Annotated in this window: 21 protein-coding genes; 12 read left to right on the plus strand and 9 right to left on the minus strand. The window is 66.0% G+C overall.

Going from position 1 to position 20,473, the window contains the following annotated elements; translation table 11 throughout:
• The first annotated feature begins 34 nt into the window (after window positions 1-34).
• Window positions 35-541: a protein-export chaperone SecB gene (secB, locus tag ACK4SV_RS13370; protein WP_409918337.1), complete on the plus strand. Its 507-nt coding sequence runs from the start codon at window positions 35-37 to the stop codon at window positions 539-541.
• A 98-nt stretch (window positions 542-639) separates the two neighbouring features.
• On the opposite strand, the gene dnaQ is transcribed toward secB, so the two are convergent.
• The 5 genes from dnaQ to ACK4SV_RS13395 are packed head-to-tail and all read right to left on the minus strand — an operon-like array spanning window position 640 to window position 4,199.
• Window positions 640-1,344 (minus strand): DNA polymerase III subunit epsilon, encoded by a 705-nt coding sequence (dnaQ, locus tag ACK4SV_RS13375; RefSeq protein ID WP_409918338.1) that lies wholly within the window; start codon window positions 1,342-1,344, stop codon window positions 640-642.
• Window positions 1,341-1,949 carry a dephospho-CoA kinase gene (gene coaE, locus ACK4SV_RS13380; protein WP_409918339.1) on the minus strand — a complete coding sequence of 203 codons (609 nt, stop codon included), beginning with the start codon at window positions 1,947-1,949 and terminating at the stop codon, window positions 1,341-1,343. Before coaE ends, dnaQ begins: the two co-directional genes overlap by 4 nt.
• Complete coding sequence (gene aroE / locus ACK4SV_RS13385; RefSeq protein ID WP_409918340.1) at window positions 1,946-2,761, minus strand: shikimate dehydrogenase; 816 nt, start codon at window positions 2,759-2,761, stop codon at window positions 1,946-1,948. Before aroE ends, coaE begins: the two co-directional genes overlap by 4 nt.
• Window positions 2,758-3,354: a Maf family protein gene (locus tag ACK4SV_RS13390; RefSeq protein WP_409918341.1), complete on the minus strand. Its 597-nt coding sequence runs from the start codon at window positions 3,352-3,354 to the stop codon at window positions 2,758-2,760. Before ACK4SV_RS13390 ends, aroE begins: the two co-directional genes overlap by 4 nt.
• Complete coding sequence (locus tag ACK4SV_RS13395; RefSeq protein ID WP_409918342.1) at window positions 3,351-4,199, minus strand: pyruvate, water dikinase regulatory protein; 849 nt, start codon at window positions 4,197-4,199, stop codon at window positions 3,351-3,353. The genes ACK4SV_RS13390 and ACK4SV_RS13395 overlap by 4 nt, the downstream gene beginning before the upstream one ends.
• 341 nt (window positions 4,200-4,540) lie before the next feature.
• Here ACK4SV_RS13395 and hemE point away from each other — a divergent pair, with 341 nt between their 5' ends.
• The 9 genes from hemE (at window position 4,541) to ACK4SV_RS13440 (ending at window position 14,219) form a co-directional block, all read left to right on the plus strand.
• Complete coding sequence (gene hemE, locus ACK4SV_RS13400; protein ID WP_409918343.1) at window positions 4,541-5,575, plus strand: uroporphyrinogen decarboxylase; 1,035 nt, start codon at window positions 4,541-4,543, stop codon at window positions 5,573-5,575.
• A gap of 9 nt (window positions 5,576-5,584) precedes the next feature.
• The gene (gene hemH / locus ACK4SV_RS13405; protein WP_409918344.1) at window positions 5,585-6,658 is read left to right on the plus strand and encodes a ferrochelatase; all 1,074 of its coding nucleotides are present in this window, start codon (window positions 5,585-5,587) and stop codon (window positions 6,656-6,658) included.
• Between the two features lie 40 nt (window positions 6,659-6,698).
• On the plus strand, window positions 6,699-7,127 hold the full coding sequence (locus ACK4SV_RS13410) for a CopD family protein (RefSeq protein ID WP_409918345.1): 429 nt from the start codon (window positions 6,699-6,701) through the stop codon (window positions 7,125-7,127).
• Window positions 7,128-7,266: 139 nt separating this feature from the next.
• Complete coding sequence (gene rho, locus ACK4SV_RS13415) at window positions 7,267-8,556, plus strand: transcription termination factor Rho (protein WP_409918346.1); 1,290 nt, start codon at window positions 7,267-7,269, stop codon at window positions 8,554-8,556.
• Window positions 8,557-8,566: 10 nt separating this feature from the next.
• The gene (mnmE, locus tag ACK4SV_RS13420; protein WP_409918347.1) at window positions 8,567-9,895 is read left to right on the plus strand and encodes a tRNA uridine-5-carboxymethylaminomethyl(34) synthesis GTPase MnmE; all 1,329 of its coding nucleotides are present in this window, start codon (window positions 8,567-8,569) and stop codon (window positions 9,893-9,895) included.
• 64 nt (window positions 9,896-9,959) lie between these two features.
• On the plus strand, window positions 9,960-11,825 hold the full coding sequence (mnmG, locus tag ACK4SV_RS13425) for a tRNA uridine-5-carboxymethylaminomethyl(34) synthesis enzyme MnmG (RefSeq protein WP_409918348.1): 1,866 nt from the start codon (window positions 9,960-9,962) through the stop codon (window positions 11,823-11,825).
• A gap of 3 nt (window positions 11,826-11,828) precedes the next feature.
• Window positions 11,829-12,452, plus strand: a complete 624-nt coding sequence (rsmG, locus tag ACK4SV_RS13430; RefSeq protein WP_409918349.1) for a 16S rRNA (guanine(527)-N(7))-methyltransferase RsmG — start codon at window positions 11,829-11,831, stop codon at window positions 12,450-12,452.
• Window positions 12,445-13,251, plus strand: coding sequence for a ParA family protein (locus ACK4SV_RS13435; RefSeq protein WP_409918350.1), 807 nt, complete (start codon window positions 12,445-12,447; stop codon window positions 13,249-13,251). Before rsmG ends, ACK4SV_RS13435 begins: the two co-directional genes overlap by 8 nt.
• Window positions 13,248-14,219 (plus strand): ParB/RepB/Spo0J family partition protein, encoded by a 972-nt coding sequence (locus tag ACK4SV_RS13440; protein ID WP_409918351.1) that lies wholly within the window; start codon window positions 13,248-13,250, stop codon window positions 14,217-14,219. The genes ACK4SV_RS13435 and ACK4SV_RS13440 overlap by 4 nt, the downstream gene beginning before the upstream one ends.
• Before the next feature lie 69 nt (window positions 14,220-14,288).
• On the opposite strand, the gene holA is transcribed toward ACK4SV_RS13440, so the two are convergent.
• The 4 genes from holA to ACK4SV_RS13460 are packed head-to-tail and all read right to left on the minus strand — an operon-like array spanning window position 14,289 to window position 18,830.
• The gene (gene holA / locus ACK4SV_RS13445) at window positions 14,289-15,320 is read right to left on the minus strand and encodes a DNA polymerase III subunit delta (RefSeq protein WP_409918352.1); all 1,032 of its coding nucleotides are present in this window, start codon (window positions 15,318-15,320) and stop codon (window positions 14,289-14,291) included.
• Window positions 15,320-15,793, minus strand: coding sequence for an LPS assembly lipoprotein LptE (gene lptE, locus ACK4SV_RS13450; RefSeq protein WP_409918353.1), 474 nt, complete (start codon window positions 15,791-15,793; stop codon window positions 15,320-15,322). Before lptE ends, holA begins: the two co-directional genes overlap by 1 nt.
• Entirely contained in the window at window positions 15,790-18,354 is a 2,565-nt protein-coding gene (leuS, locus tag ACK4SV_RS13455) for a leucine--tRNA ligase (RefSeq protein ID WP_409918354.1), read from the minus strand. The genes lptE and leuS overlap by 4 nt, the downstream gene beginning before the upstream one ends.
• A 50-nt stretch (window positions 18,355-18,404) precedes the next feature.
• Complete coding sequence (locus tag ACK4SV_RS13460) at window positions 18,405-18,830, minus strand: DUF3576 domain-containing protein (protein WP_409918355.1); 426 nt, start codon at window positions 18,828-18,830, stop codon at window positions 18,405-18,407.
• A 107-nt stretch (window positions 18,831-18,937) separates the two neighbouring features.
• Between ACK4SV_RS13460 and ACK4SV_RS13465 the strand changes: the two genes are divergently transcribed.
• Window positions 18,938-20,125, plus strand: a complete 1,188-nt coding sequence (locus ACK4SV_RS13465) for a porin (protein WP_409918356.1) — start codon at window positions 18,938-18,940, stop codon at window positions 20,123-20,125.
• A 71-nt stretch (window positions 20,126-20,196) separates the two neighbouring features.
• On the plus strand, window positions 20,197-20,473 hold a 277-nt coding region (locus ACK4SV_RS13470; RefSeq protein ID WP_409918357.1), incomplete at its 3' end, for a hypothetical protein.

Genomic DNA, 20,473 nt, shown 5'->3' on the forward strand with positions numbered 1-20,473 from the left:
TGCTAGGCGCGGGCTTCGAGAACAGAGGTGAGTAATGACAGATACAAGTGCGCCGGAAAACCCCGGATCGGGCAATCAACCGCCGCAGGTGCCGAGCCTCCGGGTGCTTGGCCAGTACGTCAAGGACCTGTCATTCGAGAATCCGGGCCATCCCCCGGTTCAGGGCCAGCCAAACATTGATCTCGGGATTGATGTGGGCGCCGCCCCGCATGTTGACGGCAACGGGCTGTTCGAGGTCTCACTGAAACTCTCCGCGAAGGCGGTTGCCGGCGAGACCGTGCTGTTCATCAGCGAGCTCGACTATGCTGGCCTCTTCCAGCTGCAGAACGTGCCGGACAACCAGGTCGAGGCGATGCTGCTGATCGAGTGTCCGCGCCTGCTATTCCCGTTCGCGCGCCGGATCATCGCCGAAATCACGCGCGAGGGCGGCTTCCCGCCCCTGCTGATCGATCCGGTCGATTTCGTGGCGCTGTACCAGGCCCAGTATCGCCGCGCCGCTGACCTTGCCGCCGCCGCCAATGGCCCGGCCGGCAACGCCTAAAGCGGCGCTCCGAAAAGTGGGAACCGGTTTTCGGGAAAACGCCGCGACAATTCAATGACCTTGAAGATCGGGCTGATCCTCTGGATCAGCCCGATATGCTAAGGTTTAGCTGCCGCGTTCCAGATCGCGTTCGGGCCCAGCCCGGCGATGAAGGCGGCATGGGCGGCCGCCTCTTCTTCCGTCAGCGCCGGCCCGAGCGGCTGCGGCCTCTGACGGGCGGGAGGCCGGGCCGCGCCCGCCTCACCGATGGCTTCCTCGAAACTGAAGGCGCGCGCGCGCCCGCCCAGAAGTTCCAGGTAAACCGCCGCCAGCAGCTGGCTGTCGAGCAGGGCGCCGTGGAAGGTACGGCTCTCGAGCGAGATATCGAAGCGTTTGCACAAGGCATCGAGACTGGCCGGCGCCCCCGGAAAGCGCTGGCGCGCGATGGTGACCGTATCGACCCAGCGCTCCTCCGGAATGATCGCACGCCCGCAGCGGGTGAGTTCCATGTTCAGGAAACCCCGGTCGAACTTGGCATTATGCGCCACGATCGTCGCATCGCCGATGAATTCGAGGAAGGCATCCACCACGTCCGGATCGTCAAAGAAGGGCTTTCCGATCAGGTCCTCTTCGCGGATGCCGGTGATCTTCGTAACGACTTCGGGCACCGAGCGGGCCGGATTGATCAGGCGGCGAAATGTCCGCCCGGTCGGGATGTGATTGATCATCTCGACCGCGCCGAGCTCGATCACCCGGTCGTCCTGGTCAAAATTGAAGCCTGTCGTTTCGGTGTCGAAAGCGATTTCCCGGATGCGTTCTGTCATTCCGTCTCTCCGCGCGCGATTCGGTTCATGAGCGCGATGATGGCCCGAACCTGGTCGCGCGCAAAGCTGAAACCGTGCGCCGTCGACACGATGAAATCCGCCCGAGCGCGCTTGTCGGCGTCCGGAAGCTGCCGCGCCAGGATCGCCTCGAAGGCTTCCGCCGTCATGCCGGGCCGCGCGAGCACCCGCGCCCGCTGCACGTCCGGCGGCGCAGACACGACGAGCACGTAGTTGCAATGCCGGTTGCCGCCCGTCTCGAACAGCAGCGGAATGTCCAGCACGGCAAAGGCAGCCCCGGCGTCCTTCGCCTTGCGGCGGAAATCGAGCTGCGCCTCGCCCGCCAGCGGATGCACGATAGCTTCCAGCTGCTTCATGGCGGCTGCATCATCCAGCACCCGCGCGCGCAGTTTCTGCCGATCAACAGCTCCGCCTTCGGCAACGCCCGGAAAGGCGTCCTCGATGGGCGCAACCGCCGCCCCGCCCTCGGCATAGAGCGCATGGACTGCCGCATCCGCATCATACACCGGCACGCCGTGATCCCGGAACAGCGCAGCCGTCGCCGACTTGCCCATCCCGATGGAGCCCGTCAGCCCAAGGATGATCATGACGTCGCCTCAACTAATGCCCGGCAGCGCGCATGGGCCTCGGCCATGTCCGGCATCAGACCGAACCAGGCGCGGAAGCTGATCGCCGCCTGCGCCACCAACATGCCGAGCCCGTCCAGCCGCCGCCAGCCCTTGCGGGTCGCTTCCGCCAGCGCGGTCGCCGCGCCCCGGCCATAGCTGATGTCATAGAACACACCGCCGCCCGACTCTGGCAGCTCAAAGCCTCCGCCGGAATGGCCGGTGCTGAGGGTGTTCACCACCAGCGCGGCATTGCCGAGGCGCGCCAGTCCTTCCTCGAGATTGTGAACCTCTGCCTGCGGAGCAATTGCCCGGGCAAGCGCCTGCGCATTGTCCACCGTCCGGTTACAGATGGTCAGACGCGCGCCGCGGTCTGCCAGAACCGCCGCAACTGCCCGCGCCGATCCACCGGCGCCGAGCACGAACACGCTGCGGCCTGCCACTTGTATGCCGCCATAATCGAGCGTCAGCGCAAATCCCGGTGCATCGGTGTTGCCAGCCGACCAGGTGCCATCTTCCTCAAGGATCATCAGGTTGGCAGCGCCGATGCGCCGGGCCTTTTCACTTGCCCGCGCCGCGAGCTTCAGCGCCTCGATCTTGTGCGGCAGGGTTATGTTCAGCCCGCGCACCCCCTGCCCTGCCAGTGTGCGCAGGCCTTCGGGCAGTTCACCGGCCTTGATCTCGAAAGCGGAATAGACCGCATCAATGCGGTTGTCGCGCAGCCAGCCATTATGGATGAAGGGTGACAGGGAATGGGTGACCGGATCGCCGGCAACACCAAGCAGCAGTTTCATATGGGAATGACCTTCCGGATACGGAGATAATCGAGCAGCGGCAGCAGCGGTAGACCGAGGATCGAGAAATAGTCGCCTTCGATGCGCGTGAACAATTGCGCGCCAAGCCCTTCGAGCTGATAGGCGCCGACCGTGGAGAGCAGGCTGTCGCCGCAACGCGCCACATAATCCTCTATGAATTCATCCGTCAGCGGACGCATCGTCAGCTTCGGCCGGGCGAGGTGACGCCAGATGGGCGCGCCCTCCTCGCAGATGACGATGGCGGTCTCCAGCGTATGGGTTTTGCCCGACAGGGCGCGCAAGTGGGCTTTGGCTGCCTCAAGGTCCACCGGCTTGTCGAAGGCGGTTCCGCCGAGCGCCAGCATCTGGTCGCCCCCGATGACGAGGCCCGGCCGACGCGCAGAGACCCGCATCGCCTTCAGTTCCGCCAGCCGCATGGCCTGGTCGCGCACGGAAATGCCCTCCGCCCGCATTGCATCCCGGAACGAGGCTTCATCAACGTTCGGCGCCACTGCCTCGGCTTCTACGCCGGCAGCTGCCAGCAGGGCGCGCCGGCTCTTGCTGCCGCTCGCCAGCGTCAGGGCCGGGCTCATGGGTGCTGGCTCCAGCGCTCGTGCAGCAGGTTCAGGATCGCAGCTGCCGTCTCCTCCACCGAGCGGCGCGAGACATCAATCGTCTTCCACTTGTTGCGCTGGAACAGGCGGTTCGCCTGGGTGATCTCGTCGCGCACGGCTTCCTCGTCGGCATAATCGGCGAGATCATCATGGTTCAGCGAAATCAGTCTCTGCCGGCGGATCTGCACCAGCCGCTCGGCAGATATCTTCAGCCCGACGACCAGCGGCCCGGTTGCGTCCAGCTTCTCCATGAAATCCGGCAGCGGCACGCCCGGCACCAGTGGAATGTTTCCGGCCCGGACCTTCCGGTTCGCCAGGTACACACAGGTCGGCGTCTTGGACGTGCGGCTGACCCCCAGCAGGATCACATCCGCGCCGATCAGCGTATCCATGTTCTGGCCGTCATCATGGGCGAGCGTGAAATTGATCGCCTCCATCCGCTCGAAGTAATCCTCGTCGAGCGCGTGCTGGCCAGCCACCCGGTTGTTCGGCGCAATCCCGAGATGGCGGCTCAGCATCGCAATTGACGGGTCGAGCACCGGCAGGGTCGGAATCCCCCGCTCCCGGCAGAAGGCTTCGAGGCGCGAGCGCAGCGCGGCATCGGAAATCGTGAACCACACGACGCCGGGCGCCGCCTCGATCTCCTTCATCACCCGGTCGAGCTGGCGTTCGGATCGGACCAGGTAATAATTATGCTCCAACGGGTGCACATTCTCGAACTGCGCGCAGGCAGCCCGTTGCAGCGCATTCAGTGTCTCGCCCGTACTGTCGGAGACAAGGTGCACGTTGAAATAAATGCTGGGCCGGGTCGGTTGCTGGGTCACGGGCCTTGTCTTGCAGGCTCGCGCCTTCTTGCACAAGGGGTGTGGGATGAATGTGGAATTCCGCTGTGTCCACACCAATCCACAATCGACTCACAGCTGGCCGATTCCCACCCCTGCAGAGTCACGAGACGTTCCGGCCTGTGAGTCCCGCTGGGGCGTTTACCGCGCGTTAACCATTGACTCGCCGCGATAGTTAACACCCGGTTAATCCGGGGCTGATCTGTGAAATGGCTGTGAGTCCTTCTGGACAAACCGGTCATTGACGCGATCTTCCGGAATCCCGCAGGGTAATAAACATAAGGCCCTGAAGGGCATGAATCTGATGATTAAAGGGGATCCGGGTGGCAGTGGCAGGAAAAAAAATTCTCGAGGTTCTCTCCGGCAAGGTGGTTAAGCCTCCTCCGGTATGGATGATGCGCCAGGCGGGCCGCCACCTGCCTGAATACCTTGAAACCCGCGCCCGGGCCCGGGACTTCCTCGACTTCTGCTACACGCCGTCCCTCGCCGCAGAAGCAACGCTCCAGCCTATCCGCCGCTATGGCATGGACGGGGCAATCCTGTTTGCCGACATCCTCCTCATCCTTGATGCGATGGGCCTCGGCGTGGCTTTCGAGAAAGGTGAAGGCCCGGTGGTCGAGCAGATCGCCTCGCCCTCTGACCTCGACCGCACCCCGCCGCAGGCCGCTGCGGACCGGCTGTCCCCGGTCTATGAAACGGTCTCGCGCGTGCGTGCGGCCCTCCCGCCGGAGACAACCCTGATCGGTTTCGCCGGATCGCCCTGGACGGTGGGTCTCTACGCTGTCGAAGGCCGGGGCAAGACCGACAAATCCCTCGCCTGGCGCTGGGCGCATGGCCGCCCTGACGATCTGGCCGCTGCGATGGATCTCATCAGCGAGGCAACCGCGCATTACCTCGCCCGCCAGGTCGAGGCTGGCGCCGATGCGCTGATGCTGTTCGACAGCTGGGCCGAGGGCCTGCCGGACAACATCTTCCGCGAAGTCATCATCCGCCCGACGGCAAAGCTGGTAGCGCGCCTGCGGGAGATGGGCATTACGGTGCCGATCATCGGTTTCCCGCGCGGCGCCGGGGTGATGCTCCCGGAATATGTCCACGCGACCGGCGTAACAGGCGTCGGCCTCGATACGGCCGCCGGCCCGACCTTTGTCAACGCGACCCTGCCGGCCGACTTCCCCGTACAGGGCCATCTCGATCCCCTGCTCCTGATCGAAGGGGGCGGGCGTCTTGACGCACGGGTGAGGGAGTTGCTGGACGCTTATCGCGGCCGGCCCCATATCTTCAATCTCGGTCACGGCATCCGCCCGGAGACACCGATTGCGCATGTCGAGCGTGTGCTGGAGCTAATCAGAACGGAGTGAAGTCGCGTCATGGGCCGCCGGATTGCTGTTGTGCTGTTCAATCTGGGGGGGCCGGACAAGGCCGAATCCGTCCAGCCATTCCTGAAGAACCTGTTCCGCGACCCGGCCATCATCCGCGCGCCGCTGCCTGTGCGCTGGCTGCTTGCGCGGCTCATCTCGCGCACCCGCGCGCCGAACGTGCAGAAGAACTATGCCATGATGGATGCCGGTGGCGGCTCTCCCCTCCTCCCGGAAACGGAGAAGCAGGCCGCCGCGCTGGAAACCGAACTCGCCCGCCGCCTGCCGGGAGACACGGTCCGTTGCTTCATCGCCATGCGCTACTGGCACCCCTTCACCGAAGAGGCCGCCGCTGAAGTGAAAAACTGGGGCGCCGACGAAGTCGTCCTGCTGCCGCTCTATCCCCAATTCTCCACCACCACGACCGGTTCCTCCCTCTCCGCCTGGAACAGCGCCTGGAAAGGCAAGGCCCGCACGGTCTGCTGCTACCCGTTCGAGGAACAGTTCGTTTCCGCCCATGTCGACCGGATCATGGAGGCCTATGACCGCGCCGGCCGACCGGACAAGGTCTCACTGCTCCTTTCTGCTCACGGTCTGCCCGAAAGTGTCATCCGCGCGGGCGACCCCTATCAATGGCAGTGCGAAACGCTTGCCGAGATGGTGAAGGGCCGCGTGCCCGCCGACTGGGACGTGACAGTCTGCTACCAGTCTCGCGTCGGTCCCCTCAAATGGATCGGGCCGGCCACCGAAGCAGAAGTCGAGCGCGCCGCCTCCGAAGGCCGCCACATCCTGATCGCGCCCATCGCCTTCGTCTCCGAACATATCGAAACCCTCGTCGAACTCGGCGAGGAATACCGCGAGATTGCCGAGGAACATGGCGCGGCAAGCTATACCCGTGTCGAGGCCCTCGGCACTCATCCGGGCTTCATCCGCACCCTTGCCGGCGAGGTCACCGCCGCACTCGGCATGAAGGGTGAGATCCGCTCCTGCGGCGGCGGACGGCTCTGCCCGGCAGGCTGGGCCGGCTGCCCGCAAGCCGCCATTGAACAGGTCGCCGGTCAGCGCATAAAAGAAGCCGTTCACTGACGCACAGTGACAAGCACGAACGGGCGGTAACGGGGCGGGTATGCTGTATCTCTGGATCAAGGCGGCGCACATCATTTTCGTGATTGCGCTCATGGCGGGCCTGCTCATCTATCCCCGCTACAAGATCCACCAGCTTTCGAGCCGCCCGGGCGAAGCCCTGTTCGATACGATGATGGATGCCTCTGCCCGGCTGAAGCGGATCATCCTGACCCCGAGCCTGCTCCTCGTCTGGGCCCTTGGCCTGACCATGCTGGCGCTCAATCCCGGCCTGCTCAGCCAGGGCTGGATGCACGCCAAGCTCCTGCTCGTGACCGTACTCAGTGGGATGTATGGCTACTTCTCGGTTCTCGGCAAACGCGTCGATGCAGTCACCGGCACGGTCGAGGCGCGGCGGCTCAGGATGTTGAACGAAGTGCCCTTCCTCCTGATGATCGGCGTTGTTCTGCTCGCCATCCTCAAGCCCTTCTGAAGCGCCGCCGCCAGAATCGCTTGACGCAGCCGCCCCTTTCAGCCGATAAGCGCGTACTGGCTGCCCAAGTCCTTTGGCGCGCGCGATCCCGTTCGCCCGGTCCCCCCATACTCCCTGCCCCAGCCCGGACACCCCCCGCATGGCCTCCTCGATGCTCGACAACCTGACCAGCGTGACCCTGCGCGAACTGAAGGCGAAATCGCCCGAAGAACTCCTCGCCTATGCCGAGGAGCTCGAGATCGAAAATGCCTCCTCGATGCGGACGCAGGACATGCTGTTCGCGATCCTCAAGGAGCTCGCCGACAGCGAAGTCGAAATCACCGGTCAGGGCGTTCTGGAAGTTCTCACCGACGGGTTCGGCTTCCTCCGCTCGCCGGAGTCGAACTACCTGCCCGGCCCGGACGACATCTATGTCAGCCCCGAAGTGCTGAAGAAGGCCAACATCCGCACCGGCGACACGGTTGAGGGCCCCATCGTCGCCCCGCAGGATTCGGAGCGCTACTTTGCGCTGACCGATGTCAGCCGTATCAATTTCGAGGAACCGGAGAAGGCCAACAAGAAGGTCCACTTCGACAACCTGACACCCCTCTATCCGGAAAAGCGCCTCAAGATGGAGAGCCGCGATCCGACCAAGAAGGACCGTTCCGGCCGGGTCATCGACATCGTCGCCCCCATCGGCAAGGGCCAGCGCGCCCTGATCGTCGCCCCGCCGCGCACCGGCAAGACGGTCCTGATGCAGAACATCGCGGCGGCCATCGAAGAGAACCATCCCGAATGCTATCTCATCGTCCTCCTGATCGATGAGCGCCCAGAAGAAGTCACCGACATGCGCCGCACGGTGAAAGGCGAAGTCGTCGCCTCGACCTTTGACGAGCCCGCCACACGCCACGTCCAGGTCGCCGAAATGGTGATCGAGAAGGCCAAGCGCCTCGTCGAGCACAAGCGCGATGTCGTCATCCTGCTCGACTCGATCACCCGCCTCGGCCGCGCCTACAACACCACCGTTCCCTCTTCCGGCAAGGTCCTGACCGGCGGTGTGGACGCCAACGCCCTCCAGCGCCCGAAGCGTTTTTTCGGTGCCGCCCGGAACGTCGAGAATGGCGGCTCGCTGACGATTGTCGCCACCGCCCTGATCGATACTGGCAGCCGGATGGACGAGGTCATCTTCGAAGAGTTCAAAGGCACGGGTAACTCCGAAGTCGTCCTCGACCGGAAGATTGCCGACAAGCGCACCTTCCCGGCCATCGACATCATGAAGTCCGGCACGCGGAAGGAAGAGCTGATCACCCCCGGCGACCAGCTGGCGAAGATCTACATCCTGCGCCGTATCCTCGGGCCCATGGGCGCGAACGACGCGGTCGACTTCCTGCTCGACAAGCTGCGGCAGACGAAGACGAATGACGAATTCTTCGAAGCCATGAAGAACTGACAGGCGGGCCATGCGCGCGCGCGACACGATCTGCGCCCTCGCCTCCGGCCCGCCGCCGTCTGCCATCGCGGTCATCCGGATCTCCGGTCCCGCAGTGACCGATATCGCCGGTAAACTATTGGCATCTGGACTGCCAGATGCCCGCCGCGCCGCGCTCACCTATATATATGACGAAACCGGCGCCCCGATCGATCAGGGCATCGCCCTCTACGCAAAGGGGCCCGCCTCCTATACGGGCGAGGATACGCTTGAGCTTTACCTGCATGGCGGGCGCGCGGTGGTGGATCATGCCCTGCGCGTCCTGACGGCCCTGCCCGGCGTGCGCCTGGCCGAACCCGGAGAGTTCACCCGCCGCGCCTTCGAGGCCGGCAAGCTGGACCTCGCCCAGGCCGAAGGCATCGCCGACCTGATCGAAGCCGAAACCGACGGCCAGAAAGCCCAGGCCCTCCGCCAGGTGTCCGGCGGCCTCTCCGCCACCTATGCCTCCTGGCGCGATGACCTGACTGGCCTCCTCGCCCTCGTCGAAGTGATGGTCGACTTCCCGGATGAAGGCGATGTCTCGCCGGAAGCCTCCGCGCCCCTGCGCGACAAACTCTCCGCCCTCATCGCCGAAATCGACACCGCCCTTGGCGATGGCGGCATCGGCGAGCGCATCCGCGAAGGCTTCCGCGTTGCCATCCTCGGCGCGCCGAATGCCGGCAAGTCCACCCTGCTCAACCGCCTCGCCGGCCGTGAGGCCGCCATCGTCACTGCCACCCCAGGCACGACCCGCGACGTGATCGAGATCCGCCGCACCCTGGGCGGCCAGGTGGTCTGGTTCGCAGACACTGCCGGCCTGCGCGAAACCTCTGACGAGATCGAAGCCGAAGGCGTGCGCCGCGCGATCCGCACCGCCGCCGAAGCCGACCTCGTCATCCACCTGATCGACGGCTCGGCCCCGCCCGAGCCCCCCCCTCCCCTGCCATTCGGCGCGGAGATTCTGACCGTCCTCAGCAAGTCAGACCTCTCCGCGCCCGCCGCTGCGTGCGCCGATCACATCATCTCCGCCCTCACCGGCGAAGGTCTCGCCGCCCTCGAAGCCGACATCGCCGCCCGGATCACCGCCCGCGCCGCCGCCGTCGAAGCGCCGGTCATCACGCGCCTCCGCCACCGCGAGCGCCTCCTCCAGGGCCGCGCCGCGCTGGCCTCGGCCCTCGCGACCCTTGAGGCCGGAGACGGGTTCGAACTCGTGGCGGAGGACCTCCGCCTCGCCGCCCGCCACCTCTCCGCCCTGCTCGGCCGGGTGGATGTGGAGGATGTCCTCGGCGCGGTCTTCTCCGCCTTCTGCATCGGCAAATGACCCCTAGGGTTTGAGGGCCTCCAGCGTTATATAGCCGCCTCTGGCAGCATTTAAGGCTTGGTTAATGGGCGAGGCCCGCGACTTCGACGTGATCGTGATTGGCGGCGGACATGCCGGCTGCGAAGCTGCGGCCGCTTCCGCCCGCACTGGCGCGCGCACCGCCCTCATCACCCACAAGCTCTCGACCATTGGCGAGATGAGCTGCAATCCCGCCATCGGCGGTCTCGGCAAGGGCCACCTCGTCCGCGAGATTGATGCGCTCGACGGCCTGATGGGGCGGCTCGCCGACAAGTCCGGCATCCAGTTCCGGATGCTGAACCGCTCCAAGGGTCCCGCCGTCTGGGGCCCCCGCTCGCAGATCGACCGCAAGCTCTACCGCCAGGCGATGCAGGCCGAACTCGCAGATTATCCCAATCTCACCCTGATCGAGGATGGCGCGGAAGACCTCGTCATCGAGGACGGATCGGTCCGAGGAGTGACCGGACTGACCGGCGCGTCCTACCAGGCAGACCGGGTCGTGCTGACCACCGGCACCTTCCTGAAGGGCGTCATCCATATCGGCGCGAAGCGCATCCCCGCCGGCCGCATTGGCGAGGCCCCGGCTATTGGCCTGTCGGACCGGCTCTACGCTCTCGGCCTCCCGATGGGCCGTCTCAAGACCGGCACCCCCGCCCGCCTTGATGGCCGCACCATCCATTGGGACCGGCTCGAAATGCAGCCGGCGGATGAGCAGCCTATCCCGTTTTCCTTCCTCACTTCGGAGATCACCGTCCCGCAGGTCGAGTGCGGCATCACCTGGACGACGCCGGAAACCCATTCGATCATCGAGGCGCATATGGGCCAGTCGGCGGTTTATTCCGGCGCCATCGCCGGGCGTGGTCCGCGCTACTGTCCCTCCATCGAAGACAAGGTCCACCGTTTCGGCGACCGCGACCGCCATCAGGTCTTCCTGGAGCCCGAAGGTCTCGACGACCCTACAGTCTATCCGAACGGCATCTCCACCTCGCTCCCGGAAGATATCCAGGAGCTTTTCATCCGCACCATTCCGGGCCTTGAGGATGTCGTGATCCTCCAGCACGCCTATGCCATCGAATACGACTATGTCGATCCGCGCGCGCTGACCCCGACCCTCGAAGTAAAGGCGCTGCCCGGCCTTTATCTTGCCGGCCAGATCAACGGCACGACCGGCTATGAGGAAGCCGGCGCCCAGGGCCTGATGGCCGGCCTCAATGCGGCCCGCGCCGCCGCCGGGAAAGACCCCGTGATTTTCGACCGGGCCGAAGCCTATATCGGCGTCCTGATCGACGACCTCGTCACCCGGGGCGTCACCGAGCCCTATCGCATGTTCACCTCCCGCGCCGAATACCGCCTCGCGCTCCGCGCCGACAATGCCGACCAGCGCCTTACCCCGCGTGGTATCGAAGCCGGTGTTGTCGGTGAAACACGCGCCAAAATGTTTCACGTGAAACATCGGGCCCTCGAATCTGCCCGAGAGCGGCTGAAAACCTTCACCCTCAGCCCCGCTGCCGCCGCCAAGCTCGGTTGGACCGTCAACCAGGATGGCCGCGTCCGCTCTGGCTGGGAGTACCTCTCTTATAAAGAGATCACCTTCCACCACCTCCTCGCCGCTTGGCCAGAGCTCGCTGATGTGCCGGACGCCTTGATCCCGCAACTCGAGACCGAAGCGCTCTACGCCGCCTATCTCGACCGCCAGGCCGAAGACGTTGCCGCCCTCCGCCGTGACGAGGCGCTGAGCCTTCCGGCCGATCTGGACTATGACCGGATCGGCGGCCTCTCGAACGAGGTCCGTCAGAAGCTCAAGGCCGTCCAGCCGCTCACCCTCGGACAGGCGGCACGGATCGAAGGCGTCACGCCCGGCGCGCTCACCGCGCTGCTCGGCCATGTCCGCCGCCTCCAGCGGACGGGCTGATCCATGGACCTTTGCGCCGACCGCGCGGCCTTCCTCGCCGCGGCCAATGTTTCACGTGAAACATTGGAGACCCTCGACCGGGTCATTGCCGAGCTCGATGTGTGGCGTCAGCGCTCGAATCTGATCGGCCCGAAAGAATGGCCCCGCATCTGGACCCGCCATGTCGCGGACTCCTGGCAACTGCTGGACCACATCCCGGACACCGCGCGCGTCGTGGACCTCGGCTCCGGCGCCGGCTTTCCCGGCCTCATCATCGCCGCCGCCCGGCCGGCGGGTCATGTCACCCTGATGGAGAGCGTCGGGAAGAAGTGCGCCTTCCTCCGCGCCGCCATTGAAGCCGCCGGTCTTCCCGCCGCTGTCTGGCAGGGCCGCATCGAATCTGCCCCGGCGATCAAGGCCGATCTTGTCACCGCCCGGGCCTTCGCGCCCATGCCCGAACTTCTGGACTACGCCGCGCCCTGGTTGACCAAAGGCGCGTCAGGGCTTTTCCTCAAGGGCGAACGCTGGAAAGAAGAATTGACGCAGGCCCGGCAAAGGTGGAATTTCGCTTATGAAGCGATTCCAAGTCGCATTGGTGGGTCAGGCGTCATTTTGAAAGTCAGGGAGGTCGCTCGTCGTCATGACTAGGCCCAGGATACTTGCCGTGGTGAATCAGAAGGGCGGTGTCGGCAAGACAACGACCTCGATCAATCTTGGCACAGCACTCGCCGCCGTCGGCCGCCGCGTCCTCATCATCGACTTCGATGCCCAGGGCAACGCCTCCACCGGTCTCGGCATCTCCCGCGCCGAGCGGTTGATGACCTCTTATGACCTTGTGGTCGACCGCGTGCCGATGGAGGAGGCGGTGCTCTCCACCATCGTCCCGCGCCTCGATATCGTCCCGGGCGATGAAAACCTCTCCGGGGTCGAGACCGAGCTCGCGAACGACCCCCGCCGGTCTTACCGGCTGCGCGAAGGCATCCACGCCTATATCGACCGCGCAGAATCCGGCGGCCTCGTGAAGTATGACTATGTCCTGATCGATTGCCCGCCCTCGCTCTCGGCCCTCACGGTCAATGCGATGACTGCGGCGGATGCGCTTCTCGTCCCGCTCCAGTGCGAGTTCCTCGCCCTCGAAGGCCTGAGCCAGCTCCTGCGCACCGTGGAAGTGGTCCGCGCCGGCCTCAACCCGACCCTCGAGATCCAGGGCGTCGTCCTCACCATGTACGACCGGCGCAACAGCCTGTCCGACCAGGTCGCGAACGAAGTGCGCTCCTTCTTCGGCTCGAAGGTCTACAACACGGTCATCCCGCGCAATGTCCGCCTGTCCGAGGCCCCGTCCTTTGGCAAGCCGGCGCTCCTCTATGACTACCGCTGCCCAGGCAGCGAGGCTTATATTCGCCTCGCCTCCGAAGTGCTCCAGCGCGAGCGGGCGAGGGTGGCATGAGCGATCCGGCAGAAGACAGAAGCGGGCGCAGCCGCCTCGGCCGGGGCCTTTCCGCCCTGATCGGCGAGGTCGAGGCGATGAACCAGCGCCCGGCGCCGAGCGCACCTTCCGCGGCCGGCCAGCCGGCAGCAGACGGCATCGCCGCGCTCCCGGTACCCGCCGCCGCGCCGAACGATATCCCGCTCGACCATATCCGCCGCAACCCGGCCCAGCCCCGCCGTACCTTCTCCGAGGAGAGCCTGCGGGAGCTCGCCGAGTCTCTGAAGACCAAGGGCGTCCTCCAGCCAATCCTGGTGCGGCCGGATCCGAAAGAGCCGGGCAAGTACCAGATCATCGCGGGCGAGCGCCGCTGGCGCGCCGCGCGTCTCGCTGGCCTCAGCGCGATCCCCGCCGTCATCCGCAATGCCGACGAACTCGAACTCCTCGAAATCGGCATCATCGAGAACGTCCAGCGCTCGGACCTCAATCCCATCGAGGAGGCTGAAGCCTATGACGCGCTGATGAAGCGGTTCGGGCGCACCCAGGAAAGCCTCGCCTCCGGCGTCGGCAAAAGCCGCGCCCATATCGCCAACACGCTCCGCCTGCTGCAACTGCCCGAACGCGCCCGCGCCCATGTTCGGGAAGGGCGCATCAGCGCCGGCCATGCCCGCGCCGCCCTCGGCGCCGCAGACCCGGAGGCGCTGATCCTGCTCGCCGTGGAGAAGGGCCTCAGCGTTCGCGAGGTCGAGGCCAAGGCCCGCGAGGCGCGCGCCGCCGGTCCCGGTACGGCCACCTCAACCGCGGCCAATCCCGGCTTCAAGCCGATCGACACCGAGGCCCTCGAAGCGGAAATCAGCCGCAATCTCGGTCTCAATGTCGATATCCGCCACGGCCCGAATGGCGGCGAGCTGCGCATCCGCTACCGCGATCTTGAGCAGCTTGACGATGTCTGCCGCCGCCTGACCGCCAAGCGCCGCCAGCCGGAATAGGGCAGGTACGTTCCGCAGGCGGATCATCCGCGAGCGGAAGGGCAGGGACCCCGAACCCTGCAAAGGCGCTCAGGCCGCGCTCGCCGCAACCCTTGCCAGATCGTTAATCAGCATACGGATGGCTGGCTCCCCCGCCGCGCCCGACAGCTTCGCCTGGCGCTCGGCGGCATGGATTCGCTCCATCACGCGCATCAGCCGCCGCACCGGCCAGCGCCCAAGCCGCGCCCGGAAGGCCGGCCATTCATCCTGCCAAACCGGCGGGCGAAGGCTCCGCCCCGGATTGCTGTCGCCGGCGGCCATCTTCTCATGCGCGCTCAGCATACGGACCACTTCAAACTGCAGCGAGCGCAGGATGGTGATCCCGCCCGTGCCATTCGCCGCCAGCCGGTCGAGCGCGCACTGCGCTGCCCCGGCGTCCCCGCCCAGCGCCGCGCGGATCGCGGAGGAAACTTCCGCCTCCGCCTCGGTCGCCGACAGCGTCCGGATGTCCTCAAGGCTGAGCGGCCGTCCAAGTCCCCGGCCATACAGCGCCAGCTTCTCGATTTCCGCATTCGCAAGTGCCCGGTGCCCGGGAAGCTCGCCGACAAAAGCCGCCAGCGCCGGCGGGTCGATCACGATGCCATCGGCCAGCAGCGCGGCCTTGACCCGTTCGGCCACATCGCCGGCCTCCTCGGTGTAGAGTTGCAGGCAGGCCGTGCGCGCCGCGCCCTCGGCCGCTGCCCGCAGTTTCGATTTCGTCGGCAACGTCCCGGCCTCGATCACAAACTTTGCGGCAAACCGGCGGGGGTCAGCATCGCCCGCCGCGATCACCTCGCCGATCAGCCCCGCCAGCTTGTCCCCGGATGTGCGCAGCCGCACCCCCCGCGCATCGCCAAGCAGCGAGACCGCCTCCAGCGCATCAAACAGCAGCGCCGGGTCCTTGCGCACGGCGTCCTCATCCAGCGGTGTCACCTCGAGGCCCGCCTTGCCGCCCCAGGCCGCCATCAGCGCTGCGCCGGTATCGGCCACCAGACCCTCATCTTCGCCGAAGATCAGCGCGGCCCAGACATCCTCCTCCGGGCGCCGGGCGAAACGTTCCGCCGCGCGTCCCTTCAGCAACATCAGGAGGCTGCGAGTTTCATGCGGATATCATCCGCGATCTGTTTCGCCAGAAGGCGCATCGCCCGGTCAGAAGCAGAGGTCTGCGCCGCGATATCGCCATAGGGCGAGTCCGGAACCAGGAAGCCTGTCTCCACCTCGACTCGCCCGCGCAGGTTGGTGCCGGAGCCCTGCAGCCGGTAATTGCCATTCGCCCGCACGCTGGAGCGCGAGGCCGCGCCATCCGGCTGAAGCCTGAGGCGGGAGAGGTTGCTGTTCAGGCTTACGGTCAGCGTCACCGGCTCCTCGATGCCCGGCAGGCCGGCGGCCAGTTCCTGCAGCAGCGCCCGGCGCAGCATGTGGCCCTCGCGGCCAGAGATAGGCGCGACCTCGATCTTTCCGGCGCTGACAAACGCCCCGCCAGACGGCGCATAGACCGGCTGGAATCCGCAGGCCGCCACAAAAGCGAAAAGCAGGAGCGCGAGAAGCTGTCTCATGCGGCCACGATATTCACGATCCGGCCCGGCACAACAATGATTTTCTTCACGCTGAGGCCTGCCAGGAACGGCGCCGCCTCGGGCAGGGCAAGGGCGGCGGCTTCCACCGCGTCCTTCGGCGTGTCCTTCGCCAGCGTCATCTCGCCCCGGCGCTTACCGTTCACCTGCACAGCCAGCGTCACCGTATCTTCGGTCGTCAGAGCCGGATCGCTGACCGGCCAGGCCGCTTCGGAGGCAAGACCCGCCCCGCCCAGCCGCTCCCAGCAGCTTTCCGCAAGGTGCGGCATGAACGGCACGAGGCACACCGCCAGCATCCGCGCCCCTTCGGCCCGCGCGCCAGTGGTCGCCGCGTCGCCTTCGGATTTCTTCAGCGCGTTCACCCATTCATGGATGGTCGCAATCGCAGAGTTGAACCGGAATTCCTGGATCGCCCGGTCCACAGCCGCCGCCGCCTTGTGGCTCACCTTGCGCAGCGCGGCCGAGGCCTCATCCGATCCCGGCTCCGGCAGGTCGCCGCCCGGCAGCGCATCGGCAATCGCCCACACCCGCTGGGCAAAGCGCGCCGCGCCGTCCACCCCGGCCTGCGTCCACTCAACATCCCGCTCGGGCGGGGAATCCGACAGCACGAACCAGCGCGCGACATCCGCCCCATAGGTCGCGACAATGGCATCGGGATCGACCGTGTTCTTCTTCGACTTGGACATCTTCTCGATCTGCCCGGCCTCGACCAGCTGCCCGCTCGCGATCTCTATCCATTGGCCGTCCCGCTTCTCGACCGCGCCGGGCTCCAGCCACCGTCCGTCTGCGGATTTATACGTTTCGTGCGTCACCATGCCTTGCGTGAACAGGCCGGCAAAAGGCTCACCCGAAGGCAGGTCCACTTCGCCCACATCCCGCATCGCCCGTGTGAAGAAGCGCGCATAGAGCAGGTGCAGCACCGCATGTTCCACCCCGCCGATATACTGGTCCACCGGCAGCCAGTAGGCCCGCTCCGCCGGATCGGACACGCTCGCAAACCGCGCATAATACCAGGAGCTGTCCACGAACGTGTCCAGCGTATCGGTTTCCCGCCGCGCAGGCTTGCCGCAGCTGGGGCAGGGGACATGTTTCCAGCTCGGATGATGTTCCAGCGGATTACCCGGTTTTTCGAAGCTCACATCCTCCGGCAGCCGCACGGGAAGATCCGCCTGCGGAACAGGCACAGCGCCGCAATCCTCGCAATGAATGATCGGGATCGGGCAGCCCCAGTAACGCTGGCGCGACACGCCCCAGTCGCGCAGCCGGTAGTTCACTGTGCCCCGGCCTTGTCCTGCCGTCTCGATCCGCTCGATCGCGGCGCGCTTGGCCTCATCAATCGACAGCCCGTCGAGGAAACCTGACTTATATATATGTCCGGGCCCGGTATAGGCCTCGTCGCCGACCTCGAATGTCTCAGCGTCTGCCCCCGGCGGCAGCACCACCGGATAAACGCCAAGGCCGAACTTGCGCGCAAAATCCAGGTCGCGCTGGTCATGCGCCGGGCAGCCGAAGATCGCCCCGGTGCCATATCCCATCAGCACGAAATTCGCGACCCAGACCGGAATCGTCCGTCCGTCCTCGAACGGATGTTGCACGGTCAGGCCGGTATCAAAGCCCAGCTTCTCGGCCTTCTCGATGGCCTCTTCGCTCGTGCCGATCTGCGCGCACTTCGCGCGGAACTCCTTCAGCGCGGCGGACTTCTCAGCCAGCTCAACCGTCAACGGATGATCCGGCGACAGCGCCACGAAGCTCGCTCCGAACAGCGTATCCGGCCGCGTCGTGAACACGGCGATGCCGTCGCCAAAGCCGTCCGGTGCCTCGCCCGCAAACGCAAAGCTCAGCTCAAGCCCCTCCGACCGCCCGATCCAGTTCGCCTGCATCGTGCGCACCTTGTCGGGCCAGCGGTCCAGCTTCTGCACCGCCTCCAGCAGGTCATCCGCATACGCCGTGATCCGGAAGAACCACTGGGTCAGCTCCCGCTGCTCGACCAGCGCGCCGGAGCGCCAGCCCCGGCCATCCACCACCTGCTCATTGGCGAGCACGGTGTTGTCCACCGGGTCCCAGTTCACCTTGGCTGCCTTGCGATAGACAAGGCCCTTGTCCAGCATCTTCAGGAACAGAGCCTGCTGCGCGCCGTAATAGTCCGGGTCGCAGGTCGCAAACTCGCGGGACCAGTCGAGCGACAGGCCCAGCTTCATGAACTGCGCCTTCATCGCCTCGATATTGGCATAGGTCCAGGTGCCCGGATTGATGCCGCGCTCCATCGCGGCGTTCTCCGCCGGCAGGCCGAACGCATCCCACCCCATCGGGTGGAGCACATTATATCCCTTGGCGCGCTTGTGGCGGGCGACGACATCGCCCATCGCATAATTGCGCACATGGCCCATATGCAGCCGGCCCGACGGATAGGGAAACATCTCCAGCACGAAGGCCTTCGGCGCGCCGGGCGCCTCGGCGGGTGTCCGTGTGCGGAAGGTTCCGGCCTGGGCCCAGGCCTCACGCCAGCGGGGCTCCGCGCTCTGCGGATCGTAACGGGTCGCCATGTCGGGTCAGTCTCGGGCTGGGTCGGAGAAGAGGAAGAGAGGGAAGGGGCTCAGCGGGGCTGCGAGGAGCGCAGCAGCCGCGCGCGGTCAAGGATGCGGTTTTCAAGCTGCATCGCCGTCTCCGGGTCCACGCCCGCATCCACCCACTGGCCGTCCTCATTGACCTGCCGGTAAACCGTCACCTTCACCCCGTCCGCGCGCAGGCGCGAGTCGAGGATGAATACCGTCGCCTTGATCCGCTCGCCCGGGGCTTCCGGAAAGCTGCGCCAGTCATAATTGATCAGCCCGCCCACAGGATCTGTGTTCTGGATCGGCAGGGCCTGCATCGTGTCCAGCGTCGCGCGCCAGAGGAAGGGGTTGGCAACGCCCGCAGACTGGGCCGCGGCGCGCCGTTCGGCGGCGGCGCCGCCCGAAGACTGGCATCCGGCAACGAGCATCAGGCCGGCAAGGGCGGCGGCGAGGGTCGGCTTGATCATGAGCATGTTCCGCGTGCAATACAGTGTTGACCGCGCGTGTATAACAAGGGGGTTCCGGCCTCGCCAGTGTGGTTCTGCGCTTGGGCCGCTGTAGAGGAGACGCGCCGATGACCCGCCCCGTCCTGATCTTCCTCGCGCTTGCGGGCTTTGCCCCGGCCAGCCTCGCCCAGGACATCTGGGATGATCCGGGCGGCTGGGAGACCGAATGGGAGGCAGACGGCGCCCTCATCGCCGCCCCCTTCGCCGGTGAACCGGTCCAGTTCGCCGTAACGGCGGGTTTCAGCGCCAATTATGTCTTCGACAATGGCACCGGCATCGGTTTCAGCGCCGGGGCCGAATTCCTGCGCGATCATCCCGCCCGTCCGGATTTCAGCGGCCTCCTGCCACCCGGCCCGCCCGGGGGCGGCGCCGAGCCGCCCAGCGCCTTCAGCCGCCTCGGGCGCGGCCCCGCCGCCGAGGGCAGCTCTCCCCGTTTCGGCCTCGATCATGCTTACATCTATATAGAGGGCGGATACGGCGAGCTCCGCCTCGGCTCTGATGACGGCATCGGCGTGCGTTTCTTCGAAGGCGGCCCGGCGCTTTTCAGCGCTGCCGGCCTCGTCAATCCGGATCTCGACCCCACCGGCCGCCTTATCGCGCGCACGCAGAACGACCCCACCGGCCCGGCGTCCAAGCTCAGCTATGCCAGCCCCCGGATCCTCGGCCTGCGCGCCGGGGCCAGCTACACGCCGGAAGCCTCGCTCGAAAGTTTCGAGGACGATCTGGAAGATGCGCTCCCCGGCGGCATCGTGCCGGAACTCGAAAATGTCGTCGAACTCGCCCTCAACCTCTCCCGCCGCCTGCCGCAGAGCGGGCTGCGCCTGCGCGCCGCGCTCGGCTGGAGCCGCGCCGATGTCGGCTATGCGCTCCAGCCCGGCCTCTATGGCGCGGTCGAGACATGGTCAGCCGGCGCCTCGGTGGAGCAGGGGCCCTGGCGCGCCGGGGCCAGCTGGCTCTCCAGCGACAATGGCATCGCCGCCGGCAGTGGCGACTATACCGCCTGGAGCGTCAGCGCCGCCCGCAGCATTGGCCGCCTCGACCTGATCGCCGAATATGCCGAAGCCTCGGATGATTTCGCCCGCCTCGACTCGCGCGCCTGGCAGGCCGGCCTCGCCGTCACGCCGGAGGAAGGCTGGCGCCTCGCCGCCGGCTGGCGGGATGAACGCCTCACCACCGGCGCGCTTGCGCCATCCGCGTCTCCCGCCCCGCGCGACTCCCGCCGCGGGATTGTGGTGGAAATCACACGATCGCTATAATTTGCCGCTTTATCAGAATGTTAATCTTCCATTAAACGCGCGGGTTCACTATCCTCAGTGAGGGAGTTGATATGTACGCGAAAACCGTCCTCTGCTTTGCCCTTGCTGCCGCGGCGTTCACGCTGCCTGCGGTTGCGCAGGAGCGCGCGGGTATTGACGCATTGCGTGTGGACGCTCCCACCCTGTCGGAAACCCAGGCGGCGCGCACCGAATGGTATCGCCAGTTCTCCGAAGGCCGGCCCGCTGAATCCCGCCTCGAATGGCAGGCAGAGCCGAACCATGATTTCTCGGTCCAGATCGGCCAGAACTCCCGCTGGCAGCTCAGCCTCGACAAGGTGACGCGCACCG

The sequence above is a fragment of the Hyphomonas sp. genome, from assembly GCF_046313735.1.
GTDB lineage: Bacteria > Pseudomonadota > Alphaproteobacteria > Caulobacterales > Hyphomonadaceae > Hyphomonas.

Excerpts from the sequence above, each read along its gene's own strand:
- secB (WP_409918337.1), top strand. The coding sequence starts at position 35 with ATGACAGATACAAGTGCGCCGGAAAACCCCGGATCGGGCAATCAACCG.
- dnaQ (WP_409918338.1), bottom strand. The coding sequence starts at position 1,344 with ATGACAGAACGCATCCGGGAAATCGCTTTCGACACCGAAACGACAGGC.
- coaE (WP_409918339.1), bottom strand. The coding sequence starts at position 1,949 with ATGATCATCCTTGGGCTGACGGGCTCCATCGGGATGGGCAAGTCGGCG.
- aroE (WP_409918340.1), bottom strand. The coding sequence starts at position 2,761 with ATGAAACTGCTGCTTGGTGTTGCCGGCGATCCGGTCACCCATTCCCTG.
- ACK4SV_RS13390 (WP_409918341.1), bottom strand. The coding sequence starts at position 3,354 with ATGAGCCCGGCCCTGACGCTGGCGAGCGGCAGCAAGAGCCGGCGCGCC.
- hemH (WP_409918344.1), top strand. The coding sequence starts at position 5,585 with ATGGGCCGCCGGATTGCTGTTGTGCTGTTCAATCTGGGGGGGCCGGAC.
- ACK4SV_RS13410 (WP_409918345.1), top strand. The coding sequence starts at position 6,699 with ATGCTGTATCTCTGGATCAAGGCGGCGCACATCATTTTCGTGATTGCG.
- rho (WP_409918346.1), top strand. The coding sequence starts at position 7,267 with ATGGCCTCCTCGATGCTCGACAACCTGACCAGCGTGACCCTGCGCGAA.
- mnmE (WP_409918347.1), top strand. The coding sequence starts at position 8,567 with ATGCGCGCGCGCGACACGATCTGCGCCCTCGCCTCCGGCCCGCCGCCG.
- mnmG (WP_409918348.1), top strand. The coding sequence starts at position 9,960 with ATGGGCGAGGCCCGCGACTTCGACGTGATCGTGATTGGCGGCGGACAT.
- rsmG (WP_409918349.1), top strand. The coding sequence starts at position 11,829 with ATGGACCTTTGCGCCGACCGCGCGGCCTTCCTCGCCGCGGCCAATGTT.
- ACK4SV_RS13435 (WP_409918350.1), top strand. The coding sequence starts at position 12,445 with ATGACTAGGCCCAGGATACTTGCCGTGGTGAATCAGAAGGGCGGTGTC.
- ACK4SV_RS13440 (WP_409918351.1), top strand. The coding sequence starts at position 13,248 with ATGAGCGATCCGGCAGAAGACAGAAGCGGGCGCAGCCGCCTCGGCCGG.
- holA (WP_409918352.1), bottom strand. The coding sequence starts at position 15,320 with ATGTTGCTGAAGGGACGCGCGGCGGAACGTTTCGCCCGGCGCCCGGAG.
- lptE (WP_409918353.1), bottom strand. The coding sequence starts at position 15,793 with ATGAGACAGCTTCTCGCGCTCCTGCTTTTCGCTTTTGTGGCGGCCTGC.
- leuS (WP_409918354.1), bottom strand. The coding sequence starts at position 18,354 with ATGGCGACCCGTTACGATCCGCAGAGCGCGGAGCCCCGCTGGCGTGAG.
- ACK4SV_RS13460 (WP_409918355.1), bottom strand. The coding sequence starts at position 18,830 with ATGATCAAGCCGACCCTCGCCGCCGCCCTTGCCGGCCTGATGCTCGTT.
- ACK4SV_RS13465 (WP_409918356.1), top strand. The coding sequence starts at position 18,938 with ATGACCCGCCCCGTCCTGATCTTCCTCGCGCTTGCGGGCTTTGCCCCG.